General features: G+C 66.4%; 16 protein-coding genes. 9 read left to right on the top strand and 7 right to left on the bottom strand.

Annotation, left to right across the window (positions count from 1 at the left end; all coding sequences use genetic code 11):
• The first annotated feature begins 46 nt into the window (after positions 1–46).
• From kdpB to HV744_RS16640, 9 genes are all read left to right on the top strand, one after another.
• Complete coding sequence (gene kdpB / locus HV744_RS16600; RefSeq protein ID WP_175150562.1) at positions 47–2,158, top strand: potassium-transporting ATPase subunit KdpB; 2,112 nt, start codon at positions 47–49, stop codon at positions 2,156–2,158.
• A 55-nt stretch (positions 2,159–2,213) separates the two neighbouring features.
• The gene (gene kdpC / locus HV744_RS16605) at positions 2,214–2,792 is read left to right on the top strand and encodes a potassium-transporting ATPase subunit KdpC (RefSeq protein WP_175150563.1); all 579 of its coding nucleotides are present in this window, start codon (positions 2,214–2,216) and stop codon (positions 2,790–2,792) included.
• 145 nt (positions 2,793–2,937) lie between these two features.
• A complete protein-coding gene (locus tag HV744_RS16610) occupies positions 2,938–5,892 on the top strand; it encodes a DUF4118 domain-containing protein (RefSeq protein WP_175150564.1) in 2,955 nt (984 codons plus the stop codon).
• The gene (gene kdpE / locus HV744_RS16615; RefSeq protein ID WP_175150565.1) at positions 5,885–6,583 is read left to right on the top strand and encodes a two-component system response regulator KdpE; all 699 of its coding nucleotides are present in this window, start codon (positions 5,885–5,887) and stop codon (positions 6,581–6,583) included. The genes HV744_RS16610 and kdpE overlap by 8 nt, the downstream gene beginning before the upstream one ends.
• Before the next feature lie 111 nt (positions 6,584–6,694).
• Positions 6,695–7,015 (top strand): quaternary ammonium compound efflux SMR transporter SugE, encoded by a 321-nt coding sequence (gene sugE / locus HV744_RS16620; RefSeq protein ID WP_175150566.1) that lies wholly within the window; start codon positions 6,695–6,697, stop codon positions 7,013–7,015.
• A 304-nt stretch (positions 7,016–7,319) separates the two neighbouring features.
• Positions 7,320–7,931 carry a DUF4126 domain-containing protein gene (locus HV744_RS16625; RefSeq protein ID WP_175150567.1) on the top strand — a complete coding sequence of 204 codons (612 nt, stop codon included), beginning with the start codon at positions 7,320–7,322 and terminating at the stop codon, positions 7,929–7,931.
• A gap of 20 nt (positions 7,932–7,951) precedes the next feature.
• Positions 7,952–10,510 carry an ABC transporter permease gene (locus HV744_RS16630; protein WP_175150637.1) on the top strand — a complete coding sequence of 853 codons (2,559 nt, stop codon included), beginning with the start codon at positions 7,952–7,954 and terminating at the stop codon, positions 10,508–10,510.
• A gap of 27 nt (positions 10,511–10,537) precedes the next feature.
• A complete protein-coding gene (locus tag HV744_RS16635; protein WP_175150568.1) occupies positions 10,538–10,951 on the top strand; it encodes a group II truncated hemoglobin in 414 nt (137 codons plus the stop codon).
• Positions 10,944–11,591: a DUF924 family protein gene (locus tag HV744_RS16640; protein ID WP_175150569.1), complete on the top strand. Its 648-nt coding sequence runs from the start codon at positions 10,944–10,946 to the stop codon at positions 11,589–11,591. Before HV744_RS16635 ends, HV744_RS16640 begins: the two co-directional genes overlap by 8 nt.
• Before the next feature lie 81 nt (positions 11,592–11,672).
• Here the strand turns inward: HV744_RS16640 and HV744_RS16645 are convergent, their stop codons facing one another.
• The 7 genes from HV744_RS16645 to HV744_RS16675 all read right to left on the bottom strand — a co-directional run bounded on the left by HV744_RS16645 (position 11,673) and on the right by HV744_RS16675 (position 19,160).
• Positions 11,673–13,691, bottom strand: a complete 2,019-nt coding sequence (locus HV744_RS16645; protein ID WP_175150570.1) for an ArnT family glycosyltransferase — start codon at positions 13,689–13,691, stop codon at positions 11,673–11,675.
• Positions 13,692–13,947: 256 nt separating this feature from the next.
• Positions 13,948–14,694: an SDR family oxidoreductase gene (locus HV744_RS16650; protein ID WP_175150571.1), complete on the bottom strand. Its 747-nt coding sequence runs from the start codon at positions 14,692–14,694 to the stop codon at positions 13,948–13,950.
• 108 nt (positions 14,695–14,802) lie between these two features.
• Entirely contained in the window at positions 14,803–15,387 is a 585-nt protein-coding gene (locus HV744_RS16655; RefSeq protein WP_175150572.1) for an LOG family protein, read from the bottom strand.
• Between the two features lie 2 nt (positions 15,388–15,389).
• Complete coding sequence (locus HV744_RS16660) at positions 15,390–16,115, bottom strand: TetR/AcrR family transcriptional regulator (RefSeq protein WP_175150573.1); 726 nt, start codon at positions 16,113–16,115, stop codon at positions 15,390–15,392.
• A 361-nt stretch (positions 16,116–16,476) separates the two neighbouring features.
• Positions 16,477–17,124, bottom strand: a complete 648-nt coding sequence (locus tag HV744_RS16665; protein ID WP_175150574.1) for a diacylglycerol kinase — start codon at positions 17,122–17,124, stop codon at positions 16,477–16,479.
• A 21-nt stretch (positions 17,125–17,145) separates the two neighbouring features.
• Positions 17,146–18,177, bottom strand: coding sequence for a glycosyltransferase family 4 protein (locus HV744_RS16670; RefSeq protein WP_175150575.1), 1,032 nt, complete (start codon positions 18,175–18,177; stop codon positions 17,146–17,148).
• A 41-nt stretch (positions 18,178–18,218) separates the two neighbouring features.
• Positions 18,219–19,160, bottom strand: a complete 942-nt coding sequence (locus tag HV744_RS16675) for a UDP-2,3-diacylglucosamine diphosphatase (RefSeq protein WP_175150576.1) — start codon at positions 19,158–19,160, stop codon at positions 18,219–18,221.
• Positions 19,161–19,242 lie beyond the last annotated feature (82 nt).

Consider the following 19,242-nt stretch of genomic DNA (forward strand, 5'->3'; position numbering starts at 1 on the left):
CGCGACCAACGACTGAACCAGCGCAAACGGGATATTCGAGGATTCAATGACTGAACATAATGCAACCAGGTCCATGTTCGACCCGGCGCTGCTGCGCCCGGCGATCGTGGACTCCTTCAAGAAGCTCACGCCGCGCACGCAGTTCCGCAATCCGGTGATGTTCTGCGTGTACGTCGGCAGCATACTGACGACCATTCTGTGGATCGCCGCGCTCGGCGGCCAGGCGGAAGCGCCTGCGGGCTTCATTCTCGCGGTCACGTTGTGGCTGTGGTTCACGGTGCTGTTCGCGAACTTCGCGGAAGCGCTCGCCGAAGGCCGTTCGAAGGCTCAGGCGGCGTCGCTGCGCAGCGCGAAGAAAGACGTGATGGCCAAGAAGCTCAATGAGCCGCATCCGAAGTCGCCGATCCGCATTCTGACCGCTTCCGATCTGCGTAAGGGCGACGTCGTGCTGGTCGAAACCGGCGACGTGATTCCGGCCGACGGCGAAGTGATCGACGGCGTGGCGTCGGTCGACGAATCGGCGATCACGGGCGAGTCCGCGCCGGTGATCCGCGAATCGGGCGGCGACTTTTCGTCGGTGACGGGCGGCACACGCGTGCTGTCGGACTGGATCGTCGTGCGGGTCACGGCGAATCCGGGCGAAGCGTTCCTCGACCGCATGATCGCGATGGTCGAAGGCGCGAAGCGTCAGAAGACGCCGAACGAAATCGCGCTGACGATTCTGCTGGTCGCGCTGACGATCGTGATGCTGCTCGCCACCGCGACGCTGCTGCCGTTCTCGATGTTCTCGGTCGAGGCCGCGAAGGCTGGGCACGTGGTGTCGATCACCGCGCTGGTCGCGCTGCTGGTGTGCCTGATTCCGACCACCATCGGCGGACTGCTGTCGGCAATCGGCGTGGCCGGCATGAGCCGGATGATGCAGGCGAACGTGATCGCCACCTCGGGCCGCGCGGTGGAAGCCGCCGGCGACGTCGACGTGCTGCTGCTCGACAAGACCGGCACGATCACGCTCGGCAACCGTCAGGCGTCGCAGTTCGTGCCGGCGCCGGGCTTGACCGAAGAAGCGCTGGCGGACGCCGCGCAGCTGTCGTCGCTCGCTGACGAAACACCGGAAGGCCGCAGCATCGTCGTGCTCGCCAAGCAGCGCTTCAACATCCGGCAACGCGATATGGCGTCGCTGCATGCGGTGTTCCTCGCGTTCACCGCGCAAACGCGGATGAGCGGCGTCGATCTGTACCCAGAGGGGACTTCCTCCGGGGCGCCGGGCCGTGAAATCCGCAAGGGCGCGGCCGATGCGGTGAAGAACTACGTCGAAGCCAACGGCGGCCGTTTCCCGAGCGAAGTCAACAACGCCGTGACGGAAGTCGCGCGGCGCGGCAGCACGCCGCTGGTGGTCGCCGAGAAAGGCGAGCACGGCGCGCGCGTGCTTGGCGTGATCGAGTTGAAGGACGTGGTGAAGGGCGGCATCAAGGAGCGCTTCGCCGAGCTGCGCAAGATGGGCATCAAGACGGTGATGGTGACCGGCGACAACCGGCTGACTGCGGCGGCGATCGCCGCCGAAGCCGGCGTCGACGATTTCCTCGCCGAAGCGACGCCGGAAGCGAAGCTCGCGACGATTCGCGCGCACCAGGCCGAAGGGCGCCTCGTGGCGATGACCGGCGACGGCACCAACGACGCCCCCGCGCTCGCGCAGGCCGACGTCGCGGTGGCGATGAACACCGGCACCCAGGCCGCGAAAGAGGCGGGCAACATGGTCGACCTCGATTCGAACCCGACCAAGCTGATCGAGATCGTCGAGATCGGCAAGCAGATGCTGATGACGCGCGGCTCGCTGACGACGTTCTCGATCGCCAACGACGTCGCCAAATACTTCGCGATCATTCCGGCCGCGTTCGCCACCACCTATCCGGCACTGAACGCGCTGAACGTGATGCATCTGGCTACGCCCGCGTCGGCGATCATGTCAGCGGTGATTTTCAACGCGCTGGTGATCGTGCTGCTGATTCCACTGGCGCTCAAGGGCGTGCGTTATCGCGCGCTGGGCGCGGCGATCCTGCTGCGCCGCAATCTGCTGATTTACGGTTTGGGCGGGATCATCGTGCCGTTCATCGGCATCAAGCTGATCGATATGGTGCTGGCCGCGTTCGGCTGGGTTTGACAAGCATTGGCGAACGCATTGGCCAAAGTGTCGGCTTAAGAGGAATTAACACATCATGAAAAATCTGTTCCGTCCGTTGATCGTGATCTTCGCGGTGCTCACCGCCGTCACGGGACTCGCTTACCCGGCGGTGATGACCGCCTTCGGTCAGGCCGCGTTCCACGACCAGGCGAATGGCAGCCTGCTCGAGCAGAACGGCAAGCTGGTCGGCTCGCAGCTGATCGGCCAGCAGTTCGACGCGCCGCAGTACTTCTGGGGCCGTTTGTCGGCGACCAGCCCGATGCCGTATAACGCGCAGGGTTCGAGCGGCTCGAACCTCGGGCCGACCAATCCGGCGCTGCTCGACGAAGTCAAAGGCCGCCTCGACGCGTTGAAGGCCGCCGGCACCGATATGTCGAAGCCGGTGCCGGTCGATCTCGTGACGTCGTCGGGCAGCGGTCTCGATCCCGAGATCAGCCCGGCCGCGGCCGCTTATCAGGTCGAGCGCGTCGCGAAAGCGCGCCAGCTCGCGCCGAACGACGTGCAGACGCTGGTCGACCGCTATACGACCGGCCGCCAGTTCGGCATTCTGGGTGAGTCGCGCGTGAACGTGCTGAAACTGAATCTGGCGCTCGACGAAATGAAGCGCGGTTAAAGGCGCAGGGGTCCGCAAAGGCGGCGTCCGCGTGACGCCGCCTTTGCCTTTTGCCTTTCCGGACCCGCGCCGCCATTTGCGGGCTGGCGGCCGCCGTGCCACCATGCACACACCGCCGCCCGCACGACTATGACAACCATTGAGCATGAACCGCCCCGATCCTGATGAGCTGCTCGACAAGCTGCAACGCGACGAAGAGAAACGTCAGCGCGGCAGGCTGAAAATTTTCTTCGGCGCGTCGGCCGGCGTGGGCAAGACGTATGCGATGTTGCAGGCCGCGCGCCGCCGCCACGATGAAGGCGCGGACGTCGTGATCGGCATCGCCGAAACGCATGGCCGCAGCGAGACCGCCGCGCTGCTCGAAGGCCTCGACGTGCTGCCGCTCGCGCATATCGAGTATCGCGGCCGCAAGCTCGGCGAGTTCGATCTCGATGCCGCGCTCGCCCGCAAGCCGCAACTGATCCTGGTCGACGAACTCGCGCATTCGAACGTGCAGGGCGCGCGCCACCTGAAGCGCTGGCAGGACGTCTACGAACTGCTCGACGCGGGCATCGACGTCTATACGACGGTCAACGTCCAGCACCTCGAAAGCCTGAACGACGTGGTCGGCCAGATCACCGGCATCCGCGTCTGGGAGACGGTCCCGGACCGCGTGTTCGATCGCGCCGACGAAGTCACGCTGGTCGACCTGCCTGCCGAGGAACTGCTCGACCGGATGCGCGACGGCAAGGTGTATTTGCCGCAGCAGGCCGAGCGCGCGGTGCGCAATTTCTTTCGCAAGGGCAATCTGATCGCGCTGCGCGAGCTGGCGCTGCGCCGCACCGCGGATCGTGTCGATGCGCAGATGCGGGAATATCGCGCCGACCGTTCGATCCAGCGTATCTGGCAGGCGCGCGAGCGTTTGCTGGTGTGCGTGGGGCCAGGCCCGGAAGCGCCGGTGCTGGTGCGCGCGGCCGCGCGTCTGGCCGCCAGCCTGAAGGCCGACTGGCTCGCCGTCTATGTGGAAACGCCCGCGCTGCAGCGCTTGCCCGGCGCGCGCCGCGAACGCACGCTGAACGCGTTGAAGCTCGCGGCCGAACTCGGCGCCGAAACCGCGACGCTCGCGAGCGCCGATGCGGTCGCCGCGCTGATCGGCTATGCGCAGGCCCGCAACGTGTCGAAGCTGGTGGCCGGCGCGTCGTCGCGCAGCGGCGTCAAGCGCTGGCTGCGCCGGCCGCTCGGCGAGCGGATCGCCGAGCAGGCGGGCGAGCTCGATCTCACGCTGATTCGCGCATCGTCCGAACACGATGGCGGCGAGCATCGGCACCTGTTGAACACCACCGCGAACGCGTGGCGCGAGGCGCTGAGCGCGGCGCGCGAACGCCGCTCGCCGCCGCGCGCGTATGCCATCGCGCTGGCGATCTGCACGGGCATCACGCTGCTGTCGAGCCAGTTGATCGATCGTATCGATCTGACCAATCTCGTGATGCTGTATCTGCTCGGCGTGATCTTCACCGCGGTGAAGCTGGGGCGCGGGCCGGGCGTGGTGTTGTCGTTCCTGAGCGTGGCTGCGTTCGATTTCTTTTTCGTGCCGCCGCGCATGTCGCTGTCGGTGGCCGATACGCAGTATCTGCTGACCTTCTTCGGCATGCTGCTGACCTCGCTGGTGATCAGCCATCTCACGTCGAGCCTGCGCCGCGAGGCGAGCGTCGCGCGGCGCCGCGAGCAACGCACCGGCGCGATGTACGCGATGGCGCGCGAACTGGCGGCGGCGCTGACCACCGAGCAGATCGTCGGGATCGGCAGCCGGCACGTGAGCGAGGTGTTCGGCGCGCGCGTCGCGATCCTGTTGCCGGACAGCGCCGATCAGGTCAAACAGAAGATCGAGGACCCCGACGCGGCGATCACGCTCGAAGGCGAACTGCTCGACATCGACGTCGGGCAGTGGGTCTACGATCAGCAGAAGCCGGCCGGCCACGGCACCGACACGCTGCCGGCCGCCAGCGCGCTGTATCTGCCGCTGAAGGCGCCGATGCGCACGCGCGGCGTGCTCGCGGCCGTGATGCGCGACGAACGCGAGCTGGACGTGCCCGAGCAGCAACGCATGCTCGACGCGTTCGCCGCGCAGATCGCGCTGGCGCTGGAGCGGGTGCATTACGTCGATATCGCGCGCGACGCGCTCGTCAATATGGAGTCGGAGCGCTTGCGCAACTCGCTGTTGTCCGCGATCTCGCACGACCTGCGCACGCCGTTGACGACGATCGTCGGCTTCTCGTCGATGCTGGCGCAAACGCGCAAGGTGCGCAACGAAGTGCACCCCGAAGTGCACCCCGAAGCGCACCCCGAGGCGCACCCCGAGGCGCACCCCGAAGCGCAACGCCGCGACGACCTCGTCGACGCGATTCACGAAGAGGCGCTGCGCATGACCGGCATCGTCACGAATCTGCTCGACATGGCGCGCTTGCAGGCGGGCAGTCTGCAACTGAACCGGCAGTGGACGCTGCTCGAAGAAACGGTGGGCGCCGCGCTGCGCACCTGCAAACGCGTGCTGGCGAGTCATCCGGTGCAGGTCAGGCTGGCCGCCGATCTGCCGCTGCTGCATCTGGACGCTGTGCTGATGGAGCGGCTCTTCTCGAACCTGTTCGAGAACGCGGCCAAGTACACCGCGGCGGATACGCCGTTGACGATCGGCGCGCAACGGCTCGACGCGGACCACAAGCCGCTGGTGCGCGTCACCGTCGACGATAACGGTCCCGGTCTGCCCGCCGGCATGGAAGCGCGCGTGTTCGAGAAATTCACGCGCGGCGAGAAGGAGTCGGCCAAGCCGGGCATCGGCCTGGGACTCGCGATCTGCCGCGCGATCGTCGAGGCGCACGGCGGTACAATCGGTGCGCTCAACCGGCTGTCCGCGGACGGCCGCGTCGAAGGCGCGCGCTTCTGGTTCACGCTGCCGGTGGACACGCCGCCCGACGCACCGGATACGCTGGAAGACGAAGGCGCCGATCCGCTGGTGCGTGACGATCATCAGACAGGCATGCAAGCCGATCCTCACGCCGATACCGATACCGACATCGACGGCGCTGCAACCCTCAACCCGCTGGCCAAGCCGACCCATGAGTGACCCGAGCATCACCGTCGTTCTGATTGAAGACGAAAAGCAGATTCGCCGCTTCGTGCGCACGGCACTGGAAGGCGAGGGCATCGTCGTGCACGACGCCGAAACCGGCAAGCAGGGTCTCGTCGAAGCCGCGACGCGCAAGCCCGATCTGGTGATCGTCGATCTCGGCTTGCCCGACACCGATGGCCTCGACGTGATCCGCGAACTGCGCGGCTGGAGCGAGCTGCCGGTGATCGTGCTGTCGGCGCGCACCCAGGAGAGCGAGAAAGTCGCCGCGCTCGATGCCGGCGCGGACGACTACCTGACCAAGCCGTTCGGCGTGTCCGAACTGCTGGCGCGGATCCGCGCGCAGATGCGGCGGCGCAATCACGGCGGCGCGAACGAGTCGCCGCAGGTGCGCTTCGGCGCGGTCACGGTCGATCTCGCGTTGCGGCAGGTGACGCGCGACGGCGCCGCGATCCACCTGACGCCGATCGAATACCGGCTGCTCGCGACGCTCGTGCGTCACGCCGGCCGCGTGCTGACGCACCGGCAGTTGCTGCGCGACGTGTGGGGGCCGTCGCATGTCGAGAGCCATCACTACTTGCGCATCTACATGGCGCATCTGCGCGGCAAGCTGGAGCGCGATCCGGCGCAGCCGGAACATATCATCACGGAAACCGGCGTCGGTTACCGGCTGGCGGGCGCGGTCTGACCCGGCCCCGCAGCGGCGCGCGCGTCGCTTCGATATAATTGCGGCGCGTAAGGACGACCTGACGCTTGTACGACAAACGGGGACGGCCCCATTTCATCATGGAGCTGTCTCATGTCCTGGTTTCTTCTGTTGATTGCCGGTTTGCTCGAAGTCGCGTGGGCGGCCGGCCTCAAGACCTCGGAAGGGTTCACCCGCGTGTGGCCGTCCGTGTTCACGGTCGTGACCGCGCTCGGCAGCTTCGCGCTGCTCGCCCTCGCGATGCGCCAGTTGCCGCTCGGCACCGCCTACGCCGTGTGGACGGGGATCGGCGCGGTCGGCGCGTTCATCTTCGGGATCGTGATGATGGGCGAGGCGCTGAGCGTCGCGCGCGTCGCCAGCGCGGCGCTGATCGTGATCGGTCTGGTCGGGCTGAAGCTGTCGTCAGGGCATTGATGCCGTGGGTTGGGGCGGTGCTTCGAGGCCGTAGTGTGCATCGAGGCCGTATCGAGGCCGTATTATCCGGCTCACCCGGCCCGCCCGCGTGAGCCCCGGCCCGCGCCGCATCGGCGCCGCCAATTATTCGCCGCTCGACGTTCTGCGAATTAACGTGGCTATAATGAAACCGAATCCAACCTGACATTGCCCGCGGCCTATTTGGCGCGGCCGGCTTGGCGCGGGTCTGACGACTTCGGTTTGGGGCTTCTCCTGTCTTGACCCGCCGAAGCGCCCGGCACGCACAGCGCGCCTGGAGGCGGCCATGCTTGAATCACTTTCGCTTGCTGCTGGCCTTTCATGGGGCAGCGGTCTGCGCCTCTATCTGACGGTCCTGCTGGCCGGCGTGTTCGAACGCCTCGGCTTTATCCATCTCCCCGATACGCTGTCCGCGCTATCTTCGCCGTGGGTGATCGGCGCAGCGGCCGTGCTGACGGTCACCGAATTCCTCGCCGACAAAATCCCCGCGTTCGATTCGTTATGGGACGCGGTCCATACGTTCATCCGCATCCCGGCCGGCGCGGTGCTGGCCGCCGGCGCGCTCGGCCATGCCGATCCGGCGCTGCTGACCGTCGCCGCGCTCGCGGGCGGCACGCTGGCGGGCACCGCGCATCTGGCGAAAGCGGGCACGCGCGCGCTGATCAATCTGTCGCCGGAACCGGTGTCGAATGTCGTCACCTCGACCGCTGAAGACGGCCTCGTGTTCGGCGGCATGCTGCTCGCGCTGTTCGTGCCGCTCGCGTTTCTGGTGCTGATGGTAGGCTTTCTGATTTTGGCCGGCTGGGCGCTGCCGCGGCTCTGGCGCGGCGTACAGGGCGGTTTTCGCGGCATGGCCACGCACATGGTGTCGCGTTTTGCCAGGAGCAGGCACGATTGAGCGATACGGTACGGGGTGCGATGGCGCGCGCTAACGCAACGGCGGCGCGCCGGTTCGGCGGCAGGGATCTGCTGCATCAGGCTATCCGCATGACGGCGCGCGACTGGCGCGCGGGCGAATTGACGATGTTGCTGCTGGCGCTGGTGCTGGCCGTCGCGGCGTTGTCGAGCGTCGGCTTTCTGGCCGACCGCCTGCATCAGGGACTCGAGCGCGACGCGCGGCGCATGATCGCCGCCGATTTCATCGTGCGCGCCGATCATCCGGTCGATCCGCAATTCGCCGCGCAAGCCGAGGCGCTCGGTTTGAGCACCGCCAGCACGGCGATCTTCCCCAGCATGATCAATTCGACCGGCGCGCAGCCGGTCTCGCGGCTTGCCGCCATCAAGGCCGTGTCGCCGGGTTATCCGCTGCGCGGCGCGTTGCGGATCGCGCCGGCGCCCGGCGCGCCGGATCATCCCGCGCAAGCGATTCCGGCACCCGGCACCGTATGGGTCGACCAGGCGCTGCTCGACGCACTGAAGCTGCATGTGGGCGACACGGTCAAAGTCGGCAATCGGAGCTTCACAGTCGGCGCGATGATCACTCGCGAACTCGACCGCGGCTTTTCCTTCGTCAACTTCTCGCCGCGTTTGATGCTGCGCGCCGACGAAGTCCAGTCGACCGGCCTCATCACCTTCGGCAGCCGCGTGACCTACCGGCTGCTGGTGGCGGGCGCGGACGCGTCGGTGGCGCGCTTCGCGCAGTTCGCGCATGACAAGGTGGACGGCGGCAAGATGCGCGGCGTCGCGCTCGAATCGTTGCAGGACGGCCAGCCGCAAGTGCGTCAGACGCTCGATCGCGCGAGCCATTTCCTCACGCTGGTGTCGCTGCTCACCGCATTGCTCGCGGCTGTGGCGATCGCGATGGCCGCGCACCGGTACATGCGCCGTCATCTGGACAGCTGCGCGGCGATGCGCTGTCTCGGCGTCAGTCAGGCGGCGCTGCGCGCGCTGTTCACGCTCGAATTCGTGGGCCTCGGGTTGATCGGTGGCGCGCTCGGTGTCGCGCTCGGCTATCTCGGGCATCTCGCGTTGCTGACGTGGCTCGGCAGTCTGATCGACGTCGCGCTGCCTTACCCGAGTGTCTGGCCCGCGCTCGAAGGCATCGCGGCCGGCCTCGTGCTGTTGCTGGGTTTCGCGCTGCCGCCGCTGCTGCCGCTCACGCGCGTGCCGCCGGTGCGCGTGCTGCGCCGCGAATGGGGCGAGGAGGGGCGCACCGCCTGGGCCGCCTACGCGCTCGGCATCGTGCTGTTCGCCGCGCTGCTGATCGTCGCGGCGGGCGAATTGAAGCTCGGCGGGATCGTCGCGGGCGGCTTCGCCGGCGGCATGCTGGTGTTCGCGTGCATCGCGCGGCTCGCGCTGTGGGGCGCGGCGCGCGTCGTGCGCAGCGAGCGCATGAACGCGGGGATCGGCTGGCGCTATGCGCTGGCGTCGCTCGAGCGGCGCAGCGGTGCGAGCGCGTTGCAGATCACCGCGCTCGGTATCGGCCTGATGTGTCTGTTGCTGATCGCGATGACCCGCAACGACCTGGTGGCCGGCTGGCGCAAATCGACGCCGCCGGATGCGCCGAACGAATTCATCATCGACATCCAGCCCGACCAGCGCGACGCCGTCACGCAATATCTGGGCGCGCACGGCGTGCCCGGCACGGTGCTCGCGCCGATGGTGCGCGGGCGGCTGACGGCGATCAACGGCAAGCCGGTCAATCCTGATTCGTTCAAGGGCGACGACGCCAGGCGTCTGGTGGACCGGGAATTCAACCTGTCGTACACGACCGAGTTGCCCGACGACAACCGGCTCTCCGCCGGCACCTGGTACGGCGACACGAAGACTCCGCAGATTTCGATCGAGCAGGGGCTCGCCAAGCTGATCGACGTGAAGCCCGGCGACATGCTGCGTTTCGACGTGACCGGCTTGCAGATCGACGCGCCGGTGACGAGCGTGCGCAAGCTCGACTGGGGTTCGTTCAAGGTCAACTTTTTCGTGCTGATGCCACCCGCCGCGTTGCAGGATTTTCCGGCGACGTTCATCACGAGCTTCCATCTGCCGCAGGAAAAGCAGTCGGCGATCGACGGCCTGATCGCCGTTTATCCGAATCTCACGGCCATCGACACCGGTCCGATCCTCGCGCAGATTCAGCGCGTGTTGCAGCAGGTGATCGGCGCGGTGCAGTTCCTGTTCGCGTTCACGCTCGCGGCGGGCGTGCTGGTGCTGTACGCGGCGCTCGCCGGCACGCGCGACGAGCGTATGCGAGAATCCGCGCTGCTGCGCGCGCTGGGGGCGTCGCATCGCCAGGTGCGCGCGGTGCAGATTGCCGAGTTCGTCGCGGTGGGGACGCTCGCCGGTTTGATGGCGGCGCTCGGCGCGCAGATCATCGGCTGGGTGTTGGCGACGCGCGTGTTCGAGTTTTATCTGAGCTTCGATGCGTGGCTGCTGCCGGCGGGGATTGCCGCCGGCGTCGCCTGTGCCGGTGTCGGCGGCTGGCTGAGCTTGCGGCATGTGTTGGCGCGGCCCGCGTTGCAATCGCTGCGGGACGCGTGATCTTTCTTTCTGGCTGGTGAGCAGGTTATGAGCGATTTGAACGGCGAAGTGTCCGCGGCGCAGCCGACGGCCTTCGATCTGGTGGGCGGCGAAGCGCGCGTGCGCGAACTGGTCGACCGGTTTTACGACCTGATGGATCTGGAAGCGGATTTCGCCGGGATTCGGGCTTTGCATCCGGAGTCGCTCGACGGCTCGCGCGACAAGTTTTTCTGGTTCCTGTGCGGCTGGCTGGGCGGCCCCGATCACTACATCAGCCGGTTTGGCCATCCGCGCCTGCGCGCCAGGCATCTGCCGTTTGCGATCGCGTCGAGCGAGCGGGACCAGTGGCTCAGATGTATGGCGTGGGCGATGGAGGACATCGGGCTCGCGCAGCCGTTGCGTGAGCGTCTACTTGGCTCGTTCTTCGAGACCGCCGACTGGATGCGCAACCGCAATGGCTAACGAGCCCCGCGAGACACCGTACACGATGCTGGCGGACTACGCTGGACTGGCGCCGGAGGCGCGCGCGGTGCTCGACTGCTGGTTCGGCGCGCCGGACACGCCGGACTTCGGCGACGAGCGCAAGAGCTGGTTCTCCCGCGACGAAGCGTTCGATGCGATGCTGCGGGAACGCTTCGGCGCGCTGATCGATGCGGCGAATGACGCCACCGGCGATGCCACGCTCGACCACTGGCAGACAACCCCACTCGGCGCATTGGCGCTCATCATCTTGCTGGATCAGTTCTCGCGCAATTGTCACCGCAACACGCCGCGCGCGTTCGCCGCCGATCAGAAGGCATTGCGCATCGCGCAGCGGATGATTGCAACCGGCGCCGATCGCCTGTTGCCCACCGCGCATCACCGCGCGTTCGCCTATCTGCCGTTCGAGCACGACGAAACGCTCGCCAGCCAGCACGAATCGCTGCGCCTGTTCAAACAGCTCGACGCGGAGACGGGTGGCGAGTCTTACTACCGGTCCGCCGTGCGGCACGCGGAAATCATCGAGCGCTTCGGACGCTTTCCGCATCGCAACGCGGTGCTCGGGCGCTGGTCGACCGCCGAGGAAGCCGCGTTTCTGCGCGAGCCCGGTTCGTCCTTCTAGGCGCCCACGGAACGGAACGCGCGCGCATCAGCGCGCGAGGTTGTCGTTGTCACGCGCAGACCCCGGCGACGATGCTTCGCGCTAGTCGCCACGGCCAGCCGGAGCGGCCGCCGGCGTGCGCACGAACACCCGTAACAACTCATCCGTGTCGCCCGGACGAGCGCCCGACCAGAACAGCCGCCATTCGCCGGCCGGTTGGCGCGCATTGTCGCGGCGGCTTTGTTCGATCAGCCACGTGCACTCGGTGTTGCGCGTGTCCGCGGCCGGCTGATGCTCGATGCCGGTGTAGTAGGCGAGCATCGGCGCTTCGGATTCGCCCAGCCCGGCGCTGGCCATGCAGTCGCCAACGTTCCATTCGATATTCATTTTGGCGCCGAGCTCTTCGAACACCGAACGATAGCTCTTCGCATAGTCGAGCCACGGCAGCAGCAAGGTGCTCACCAGCCCCCACGCGAGCATCGCGCCCGCGCACCAGCTCAGCACGCCGCGCCATTTGCCGGCGTGCTTGAAGAGCGGCAGCAGCCACAGCCAGCCGAACGTCATCAGCAAGGCAGCCGCGATCAGCCCGGGTTTGACCGGCAGCACCCAATCGAGCGGCAACCAGCGGCCGAGCAGGTGCAGCGACGCATGCGTGCTCGACGGGCTGCTCATGATCGACCAGACGATCCACGCGAGTACCGCCACGCTGCCGAACAGCACGCGGCTCGCCATGTCCCAGCTCGCATGCAGACGCCGCGGCAGCCTTTCGACGCCCTGCATCGCCAGTAACGCGAGCGGCGCGATGAACGGCAGGATGTACAGTTCGCGCACCGTCGCCGAGCCTTGCAGCACGGCGAAGCCGGTGCCCGCGAAAATCGCCGGCAACGCCACGCGCGGATCGCGCCAGCGCCGCCATGCGCCGCCCGCGAGCGCGGCCAATGCAAGCGGCACGACCGGAAAGCCGACGCTCAGCACGGTGCGCAGCACGAACAGGCGGCTCTCGTTTTCGGAGCCGAGTTGGGCCACTGAAAAACCGAAGAAACGTCCGACGTTGTTATCCCACAGCCAGACCTTGAACAGCGCTTCCGAGCGCAGATAGAAGCAGATCGGCCAGATCAGCGCGAACGGCGCGCAGACCAGCGCGGCGACGCCGAGCGCGCCGGCAAAGCTGCGGCTGCGGCAAGCGGGATACAGCATCAGCACCGCGACGGTGGTCGCGCCGAACACGAGCGGCACGAACAGGCCCTTGGCCAGTAGCGATACGCCGACGCCCGCGCCGAACATCGCCGCGCCGCTGAGGATCGCGGGGCGCCGGGAGCGTGCGTCGGCAGGCGACGCGCGCGCGTCGTCGCGCAGATGCAGCAGCACCAGCTCGAACAGTCCGCAGAAACCGAGCGCGGCGCCGGCCATCAGCGCGACGTCGGTCATCATGTCGTGCACGTGTTTGACGACGACGAGCGTGCCGGCGAACAGCGCCAGCGTGCCGATCACCCGCAGGTCGAACCAGCTCGACGCAGCGAGCGCGCGGCGGGCGATGCGTGCCGTGTAGTAGACCGTCAGTCCGGCGAACAGCGCGCTCGCGAGACGTGCCGCATCGTGCAACGGCAGAAAGCGGCCGAACATCCAGGCAAAGCCGGCGGCGACCCAATCGTAGATCGGCGGCTTTTCGACGAAAGGTTGGCCGGCGTTGGTCGGCACGATCAGGTCGCCGGTGTCGAGCATGTGCTGGATGATGCCGAACGTGTAGGTCTCGTCCTGCTTCCACGGATCGTGGCCCAAGGTGCCCGGCAGCAGCCATGCACACAGGATCGCCAGCGCGATCAGCCACAGCAGCGGACGGACCGCAGTGAGCGCGCGCCAGCGGCGCAGGCCGCTGCCGGCGCGCCTGGCTTCATCGGCGGGGCTGACAGGGGCGGCGGGTCCGGTGCGGGTCGCCGCTTCCGCCGTCTGGCCGCCGAGCGTGCCTGCGCCGTGCCCGGCCATGCGTGCGGCGGCGCGGAGCGGACCATGAAGCGGGTGGGACAGCGGGGGCTCGTGTGCGCTGTCGGTGGCACCGGCTGGAGTCGATGTCGTCGCCGCGACATTTCCAGCGCGCCACGGCGCGGACGGTTTTTCTTGCATCGGGGAATCTCTGGTCGCCGTACGCGGCGGCGTGGGCCGCGTACTTATGTTCTGGTTCTGCGTCGCTTGCGGTTGCACGCGATCCGCTGCGATTGTAGTCCCATATTATTACGGTGGATTACAGAAAAGGCGCAAGCTGTTGGTGGTTTATGCGCGCACGCCCTCATTCCTCGTCAAATCGACGGGAATTCGTAGTGGGGGACGGCAAACGAGGGGAAAGGAGCGGGCGCGGGCCGCGCCTGAAGACCAGCGTGGCTTAGCGTCCGCCGGAAACGTCGAGCAGCGCGCCTGTCACGTACGACGCGGCGTCGCTCAGCAACCAGACGATGGATTCGGCCACTTCGTCGGCGCTGCCGGGGCGGCCGAGCGGCGTGGCCGCGCCGAGCTGGGCGGCGCGCTCGGGCTTGCCGCCGCTCGCGTGGATCTCAGTGTCGATCAGGCCGGGGCGCACCGCGTTCACGCGCACGCCTTGCGGGCCGAGTTCCCTGGCGAGGCCGAGCGTCATCGTGTCGACGGCGCCTTTCGAGCCGGCGTAATCGATGTATTCGTTCGGCGAACCAAGGCGCGCCGCCGCCGAAGAGACGTTGACGATCACGCCGCCCGCGCCGCCGCGATCCTTCGACATGCGCCGGGCGGCTTCGCGCGCACACAGGTACGCGCCAAGCACGTTGACGTCGAACATGCGCTTCAGGCGCGCAAGGTCCATGTCGGCGAGCTGGCTCGACGGCGCGACGATCCCGGCGTTGTTGACGAGCGCATCGAGCCGGCCGAACTTCTGCTGGAGCGCGTCGAACATCGCGATCACGTCGGCTTCGTTCGCGACATCGCCGGCGATCGGCAATGCACGGCCGCCGGCACGCTCGACTTCGGCGACGGTGTCCTGGGCGGCGGCCAGATTCCGCGCGTAATTGACGCCGACGAACCAGCCGCGCGCGCCAAGCAAACGCGCGGTTGCGCGGCCAATGCCGCGGCTGCCACCGGTGATCAGAACGGCTTTTGTCATCGCAACCTCATCGTTCGGGTGAAGGCCGCGCGGGCAGCGCGGCCGGTGTGGCAGACGCCTGAGCGCGGCGCGCGAGAGTCAGACCGGGTCGCGTCAGACCGGGTCGCGTCAGACCGCGTCGCGTTTGATCGCCCACTTGTCGCTGGCGGGCGGCTGATAGCGTTGCAGCTTGCCGATCAGCGCGGCGGGCTCGGCATCGATCTGCAGGACGTCGAAATAGGTCTGGCGCATGAAGCCCTCGTCCACCGTGTGCAGCAGCAGATTGATCAACGGATCGTAGAAGCCGTCGATATTCAGCAGTGCCACCGGTTTCTGGTGATAGCCGAGCTGCGCCCATGTGTAGACCTCGAAGAACTCCTCGAGCGTGCCTGCGCCGCCCGGCATCGCGACGAACGCGTCGGACAGGTCGGCCATCATCTTCTTGCGATGGTGCATGTCGGGCACCACGTGCAGCTCGGTCAGTCCGTTATGGCCGACTTCCTTGTTGATCAGCAGCTCGGGAATCACGCCGATCGCGCGGCCGCCTTCGGCCATCACCGTATCGGCGATCACGCCCATCAGCCCGACCTTGCCGCCGCCGTAGATCAGCGCGAGATCGGCCTGCACCAGCGCGCGGCCGAAAGCGCGCGCGGCGTCCGCATACAACGGTTTGGCTCCGTTGGAGGAGCCGCAATACACACACACCGACTTCATGCTCAAACGTCCTTCGATTCGTTGCGGGGCGCGGCACCTTCCCTAGGCGGCAGGTAGTCGTAAAACTCGCGCTTGGGCAGCTTGCCGGACACGAGGTCGTCGAAAATCTGCCGCGAGCGGCCGCGCAGATAAGGCGCCATCAGCGACACGATCTGCACGCTCACCTGATGCAGCTCCGCGCGAATCGCTTCCTGCTCGTTGTATTTGCGCGGGTTCATCACGAACTGATACGACAGCCAGTACGTGCCGATCACGCCGACGTTGGTGGCGATCACGTGCAGCTCTTCCGGCGTGACGACCATTTCGCCGTCGGCGACGAGCTGCTCGCAGAACTGGCTCGCAAAGCGCACCTTGTGGCTGATGATCTGCTTGAAGTGAGTTTCGAGCGTGCGATTGCGCGCGAGCAGGTCGTTCAGGTCGCGATACAGAAAACGGTAGCGCCACGTGAAATCGACCATGTATTGCAGATACGACCACATTTCGTCGATGGTTGCGCGATGGTCGTCGGGGAAACGCAGACGCTTTTCGATCTCCTGCTCGAACTGGCTGAAGATGCTGTTGATGATGTCGTCTTTGTTGCGGAAGTGATAGTACAGATTGCCTGGACTGATTTCCATTTCCTCGGCAATCGTCGTCGTCGTGACGTTCGGCTCGCCGATTTCGTTGAACAGCTTCAACGAGAGTTCGAGAATCCGTTCGCGCGTGCGGCGGGGAGGTTTGGCTTCCATGTCGTCCGGCCCTGGTTACGCCGGGCTGGGCGCGCGGCGGCGTGCCGCTGCTGCGTGGTCCACCCGGATGCGGTTGGTATATGAGCGCCCCCAACCTGTCGCTGTGCGAGAGGCCCCAACGAGGGGGCAATCCCCCCAATCCTCCAAGGCTTCCTTCGAGGCGGGGGACTTCCTGCGGGGCGGAAAACTTGGGGCGGCCCAGCGTTTTCTTGTGAGACTGTCGGACGATTATAAACCGACCGTTCTTATATCACGCGGATACTCAGGGTTTTCGTTGTTTGGGACGTTTGCGCGCAACGTGAATGCGCTCGAGCACGCCTGAGCGCGTTTCAAACGCCTTCGACCGTCATGCGACGCGGCGTCATAACACTGCTTCGAGCCAATGCGCGACGAGCGGTCCGACGATCAGCGCCCACGTCATCACGCACATGCCGAGCGCGACCATCACGGCCGCGCTGCCGAGATCCTTTGCGCGGCGCGACAGTTCGTGACGCTCGAGCGAAATCCGGTCGATCGCCGCTTCCACGCTTGAATTCAGCAACTCGACGATCAGCACCAGCAGCACCGAGCCGAGCAGCAGCACGCGCGACACCGGATCGACCGGCACCAGCAGGCCGCAGGGAATCAGGATCGCGGCGAGCGTGAGTTCCTGGCGAAACGCGCTTTCCTCGCGAATCGCGACGCGGAATCCGGCAAGCGAATTTTTCATCGCGTGCCATGCGCGGGTGAGACCGCGATTGCCCTTGTACGGATTGAAGGGCAGCGGTGCGAGCGGATCGTCGGGGCTGAGCGGTTCGTGTTGTGTATCGTTCGCGAGGTTCGCGCCGTCGCTGCCGTTTAAACCATGCGCGGCGTCTGCATGATTCGGCGGCGCGGGTTCGCTGACGTCGTCGAACGGCTCGATGCCGGCGGCAGTGTGTTCGGCTTCGTGTTCGGTGGCGCTCCCGGCACCGACGGCGTGGGGCGCGCCGTTCGACGCGCGCCCTACAGTGGCTTGGCTGGTTCGCATGGACGGCTTGCGCGCGCCGCGTCAGGCGGCGGCGCTTTCCTCGCGATACGACGTATGCGGCAAGGGTTTCAGATGCGCGGCGAATTGCGCGGATGCCGCCGCCCACGAGAAGCGCTCCGCCCACGCACGCGCATGGTTGCGATCGATCTTCAGCGCCTCGAGACAGGCCTCGCGCAGCTCTTCGTGCATCGCGCCCGCGCCGCCGTCGCCCAGCACGTCGATCGGACCGGTGACCGGATACGCCGCCACCGGCGTGCCGCACGCGAGCGCTTCGAGCAGCACGAGTCCGAAGGTATCGGTGCGGCTCGGGAACACGAACACATCCGCCGCCGCATACACCTTCGCGAGTTCGGCCTGCGTGAGCACACCCAGATAATTCGCTTGCGGATAGCGCGACTTCAGTTCGGCGAGCGCCGGGCCTTCGCCGGCGACCCACTTCGAGCCGGGCAGGTCGAGTTGCAGGAACGCCTCGACGTTCTTCTCGACCGCCACGCGTCCCACGTACAGAAAGATCGGCCGCGCGGAGTTGAGCACCTTCGAGTCCATCGGGTGAAAGATCTCCAGGTCGACGCCGCGGGTCCACAGCACGACATTCGTGAAGCCGAATTTTTCGAGGTCGTGCTTGACCACGGGCGTGGGCGCCATCACGGCCAGCGACGGCTTGTGAAACCAGTGCAGGAACTTGTAGGTCGCGGCGAGCGGAATGCCGAAGCGCGCCTGCACGTACTCCGGAAAGCGCGTGTGATAAGCGGTCGTGAACGGCAGCTTGTGACGGATCGCGTAGGCGCGCGCGGCCATGCCGAGCGGGCCTTCGGTGGCGATGTGCAACGCGTCGGGCGCGAAAGTGTCGATGCGCTCGCGCAGCTTGCGGCGCGGCAGCAGCGACAGGCGGATCTCGGGATAGGTCGGGCAGGGAATCGTTTTGAATTCGAGCGGCGTCAACAGATCGACGCGATGGCCGAGCGCGGTGAGTTCGCGGGTGGTGTTTTTCAGCGTACGCACGACGCCATTGACCTGCGGTTCCCATGCGTCAGTGACGATCATGATCTTCATCGGCTTGTTCCTCGATTCGGGCCCAATAGCGGTTAAGGGGACTACGCAGTCGCCCGGGCCTTTTGCGCGCCGACTTGCGGGGTGCGCAGCGTGGTCCAGTAGATCACTTTGAGTTCGCCTTCATACGTCTCGACGAGTGCCGACAGACTTTCGACCCAGTCGCCGTCGTTGCAATACAGCACGCCGTCGATGTCGCGCATCTCGGCTTTGTGGATGTGTCCGCAGACCACGCCGTCGCAGCCGCGGCGGCGCGCTTCGTCGGTCATCACGTGCTCGAACGACGAGATGAAGTTCACCGCGTTCTTCACCTGATGCTTCAGGTACTGCGACAGCGACCAGTACGGGAAGCCGAGCTTGCTGCGGATCCGGTTGAACCAGCGGTTCAGGACCAGGATCATCGTGTAGAGCGTGTCGCCGAGATAGGCGAGCCACTTCGCGTGCTGGATCACGCCGTCGAACAGATCGCCGTGCACGATCCATAGCCGCTTGCCGGCGAGCGTGGTGTGAAACGCTTCGCCGCGCACGTGGATGTCGCCGAACGCGAGGTCGCAGAACTGGCGCGCGGCTTCGTCGTGATTGCCTGGCACGTAGATGACCTGGGTGCCCTTGCGCGCTTTGCGCAGCACTTTCTGCACGACGTCGTTATGCGCCTGCGGCCAGTACCAGCCCTTCTTCAACTGCCAGCCGTCGATGATGTCACCGACGAGGTACAGATACTCCGACTCGTTATGACGCAGGAAGTCGAGCAGATAGGACGCCTGGCAGCCGCTCGAACCGAGATGGATGTCGGACAGCCAGATGGTGCGGTAGCGGTGCGGGTCGGTGTTCTCGTCTTCGGGGTGGACAGCGTGGGCGTCGAGTGGTGGTGTCACGGGCAACGGCAAGCCGTGATGACCGGGGCTGGGGTCCGGCCGGAACGCGACGGTGTCGACGCTCGGGCCGGTCTGGCGGAACAGGGAAGTCGCGGACGTTTTGGGGTCCATGGCTCACGCGTCGAGTTGCAGTGCCCGTATTGGGCCAGGCGCGCGTGACTGTGCCATGACAGTCATGAGAAGTTCTTATTAC

Source organism: Paraburkholderia ultramafica, from assembly GCF_902859915.1.
Classification (GTDB): domain Bacteria; phylum Pseudomonadota; class Gammaproteobacteria; order Burkholderiales; family Burkholderiaceae; genus Paraburkholderia; species Paraburkholderia ultramafica.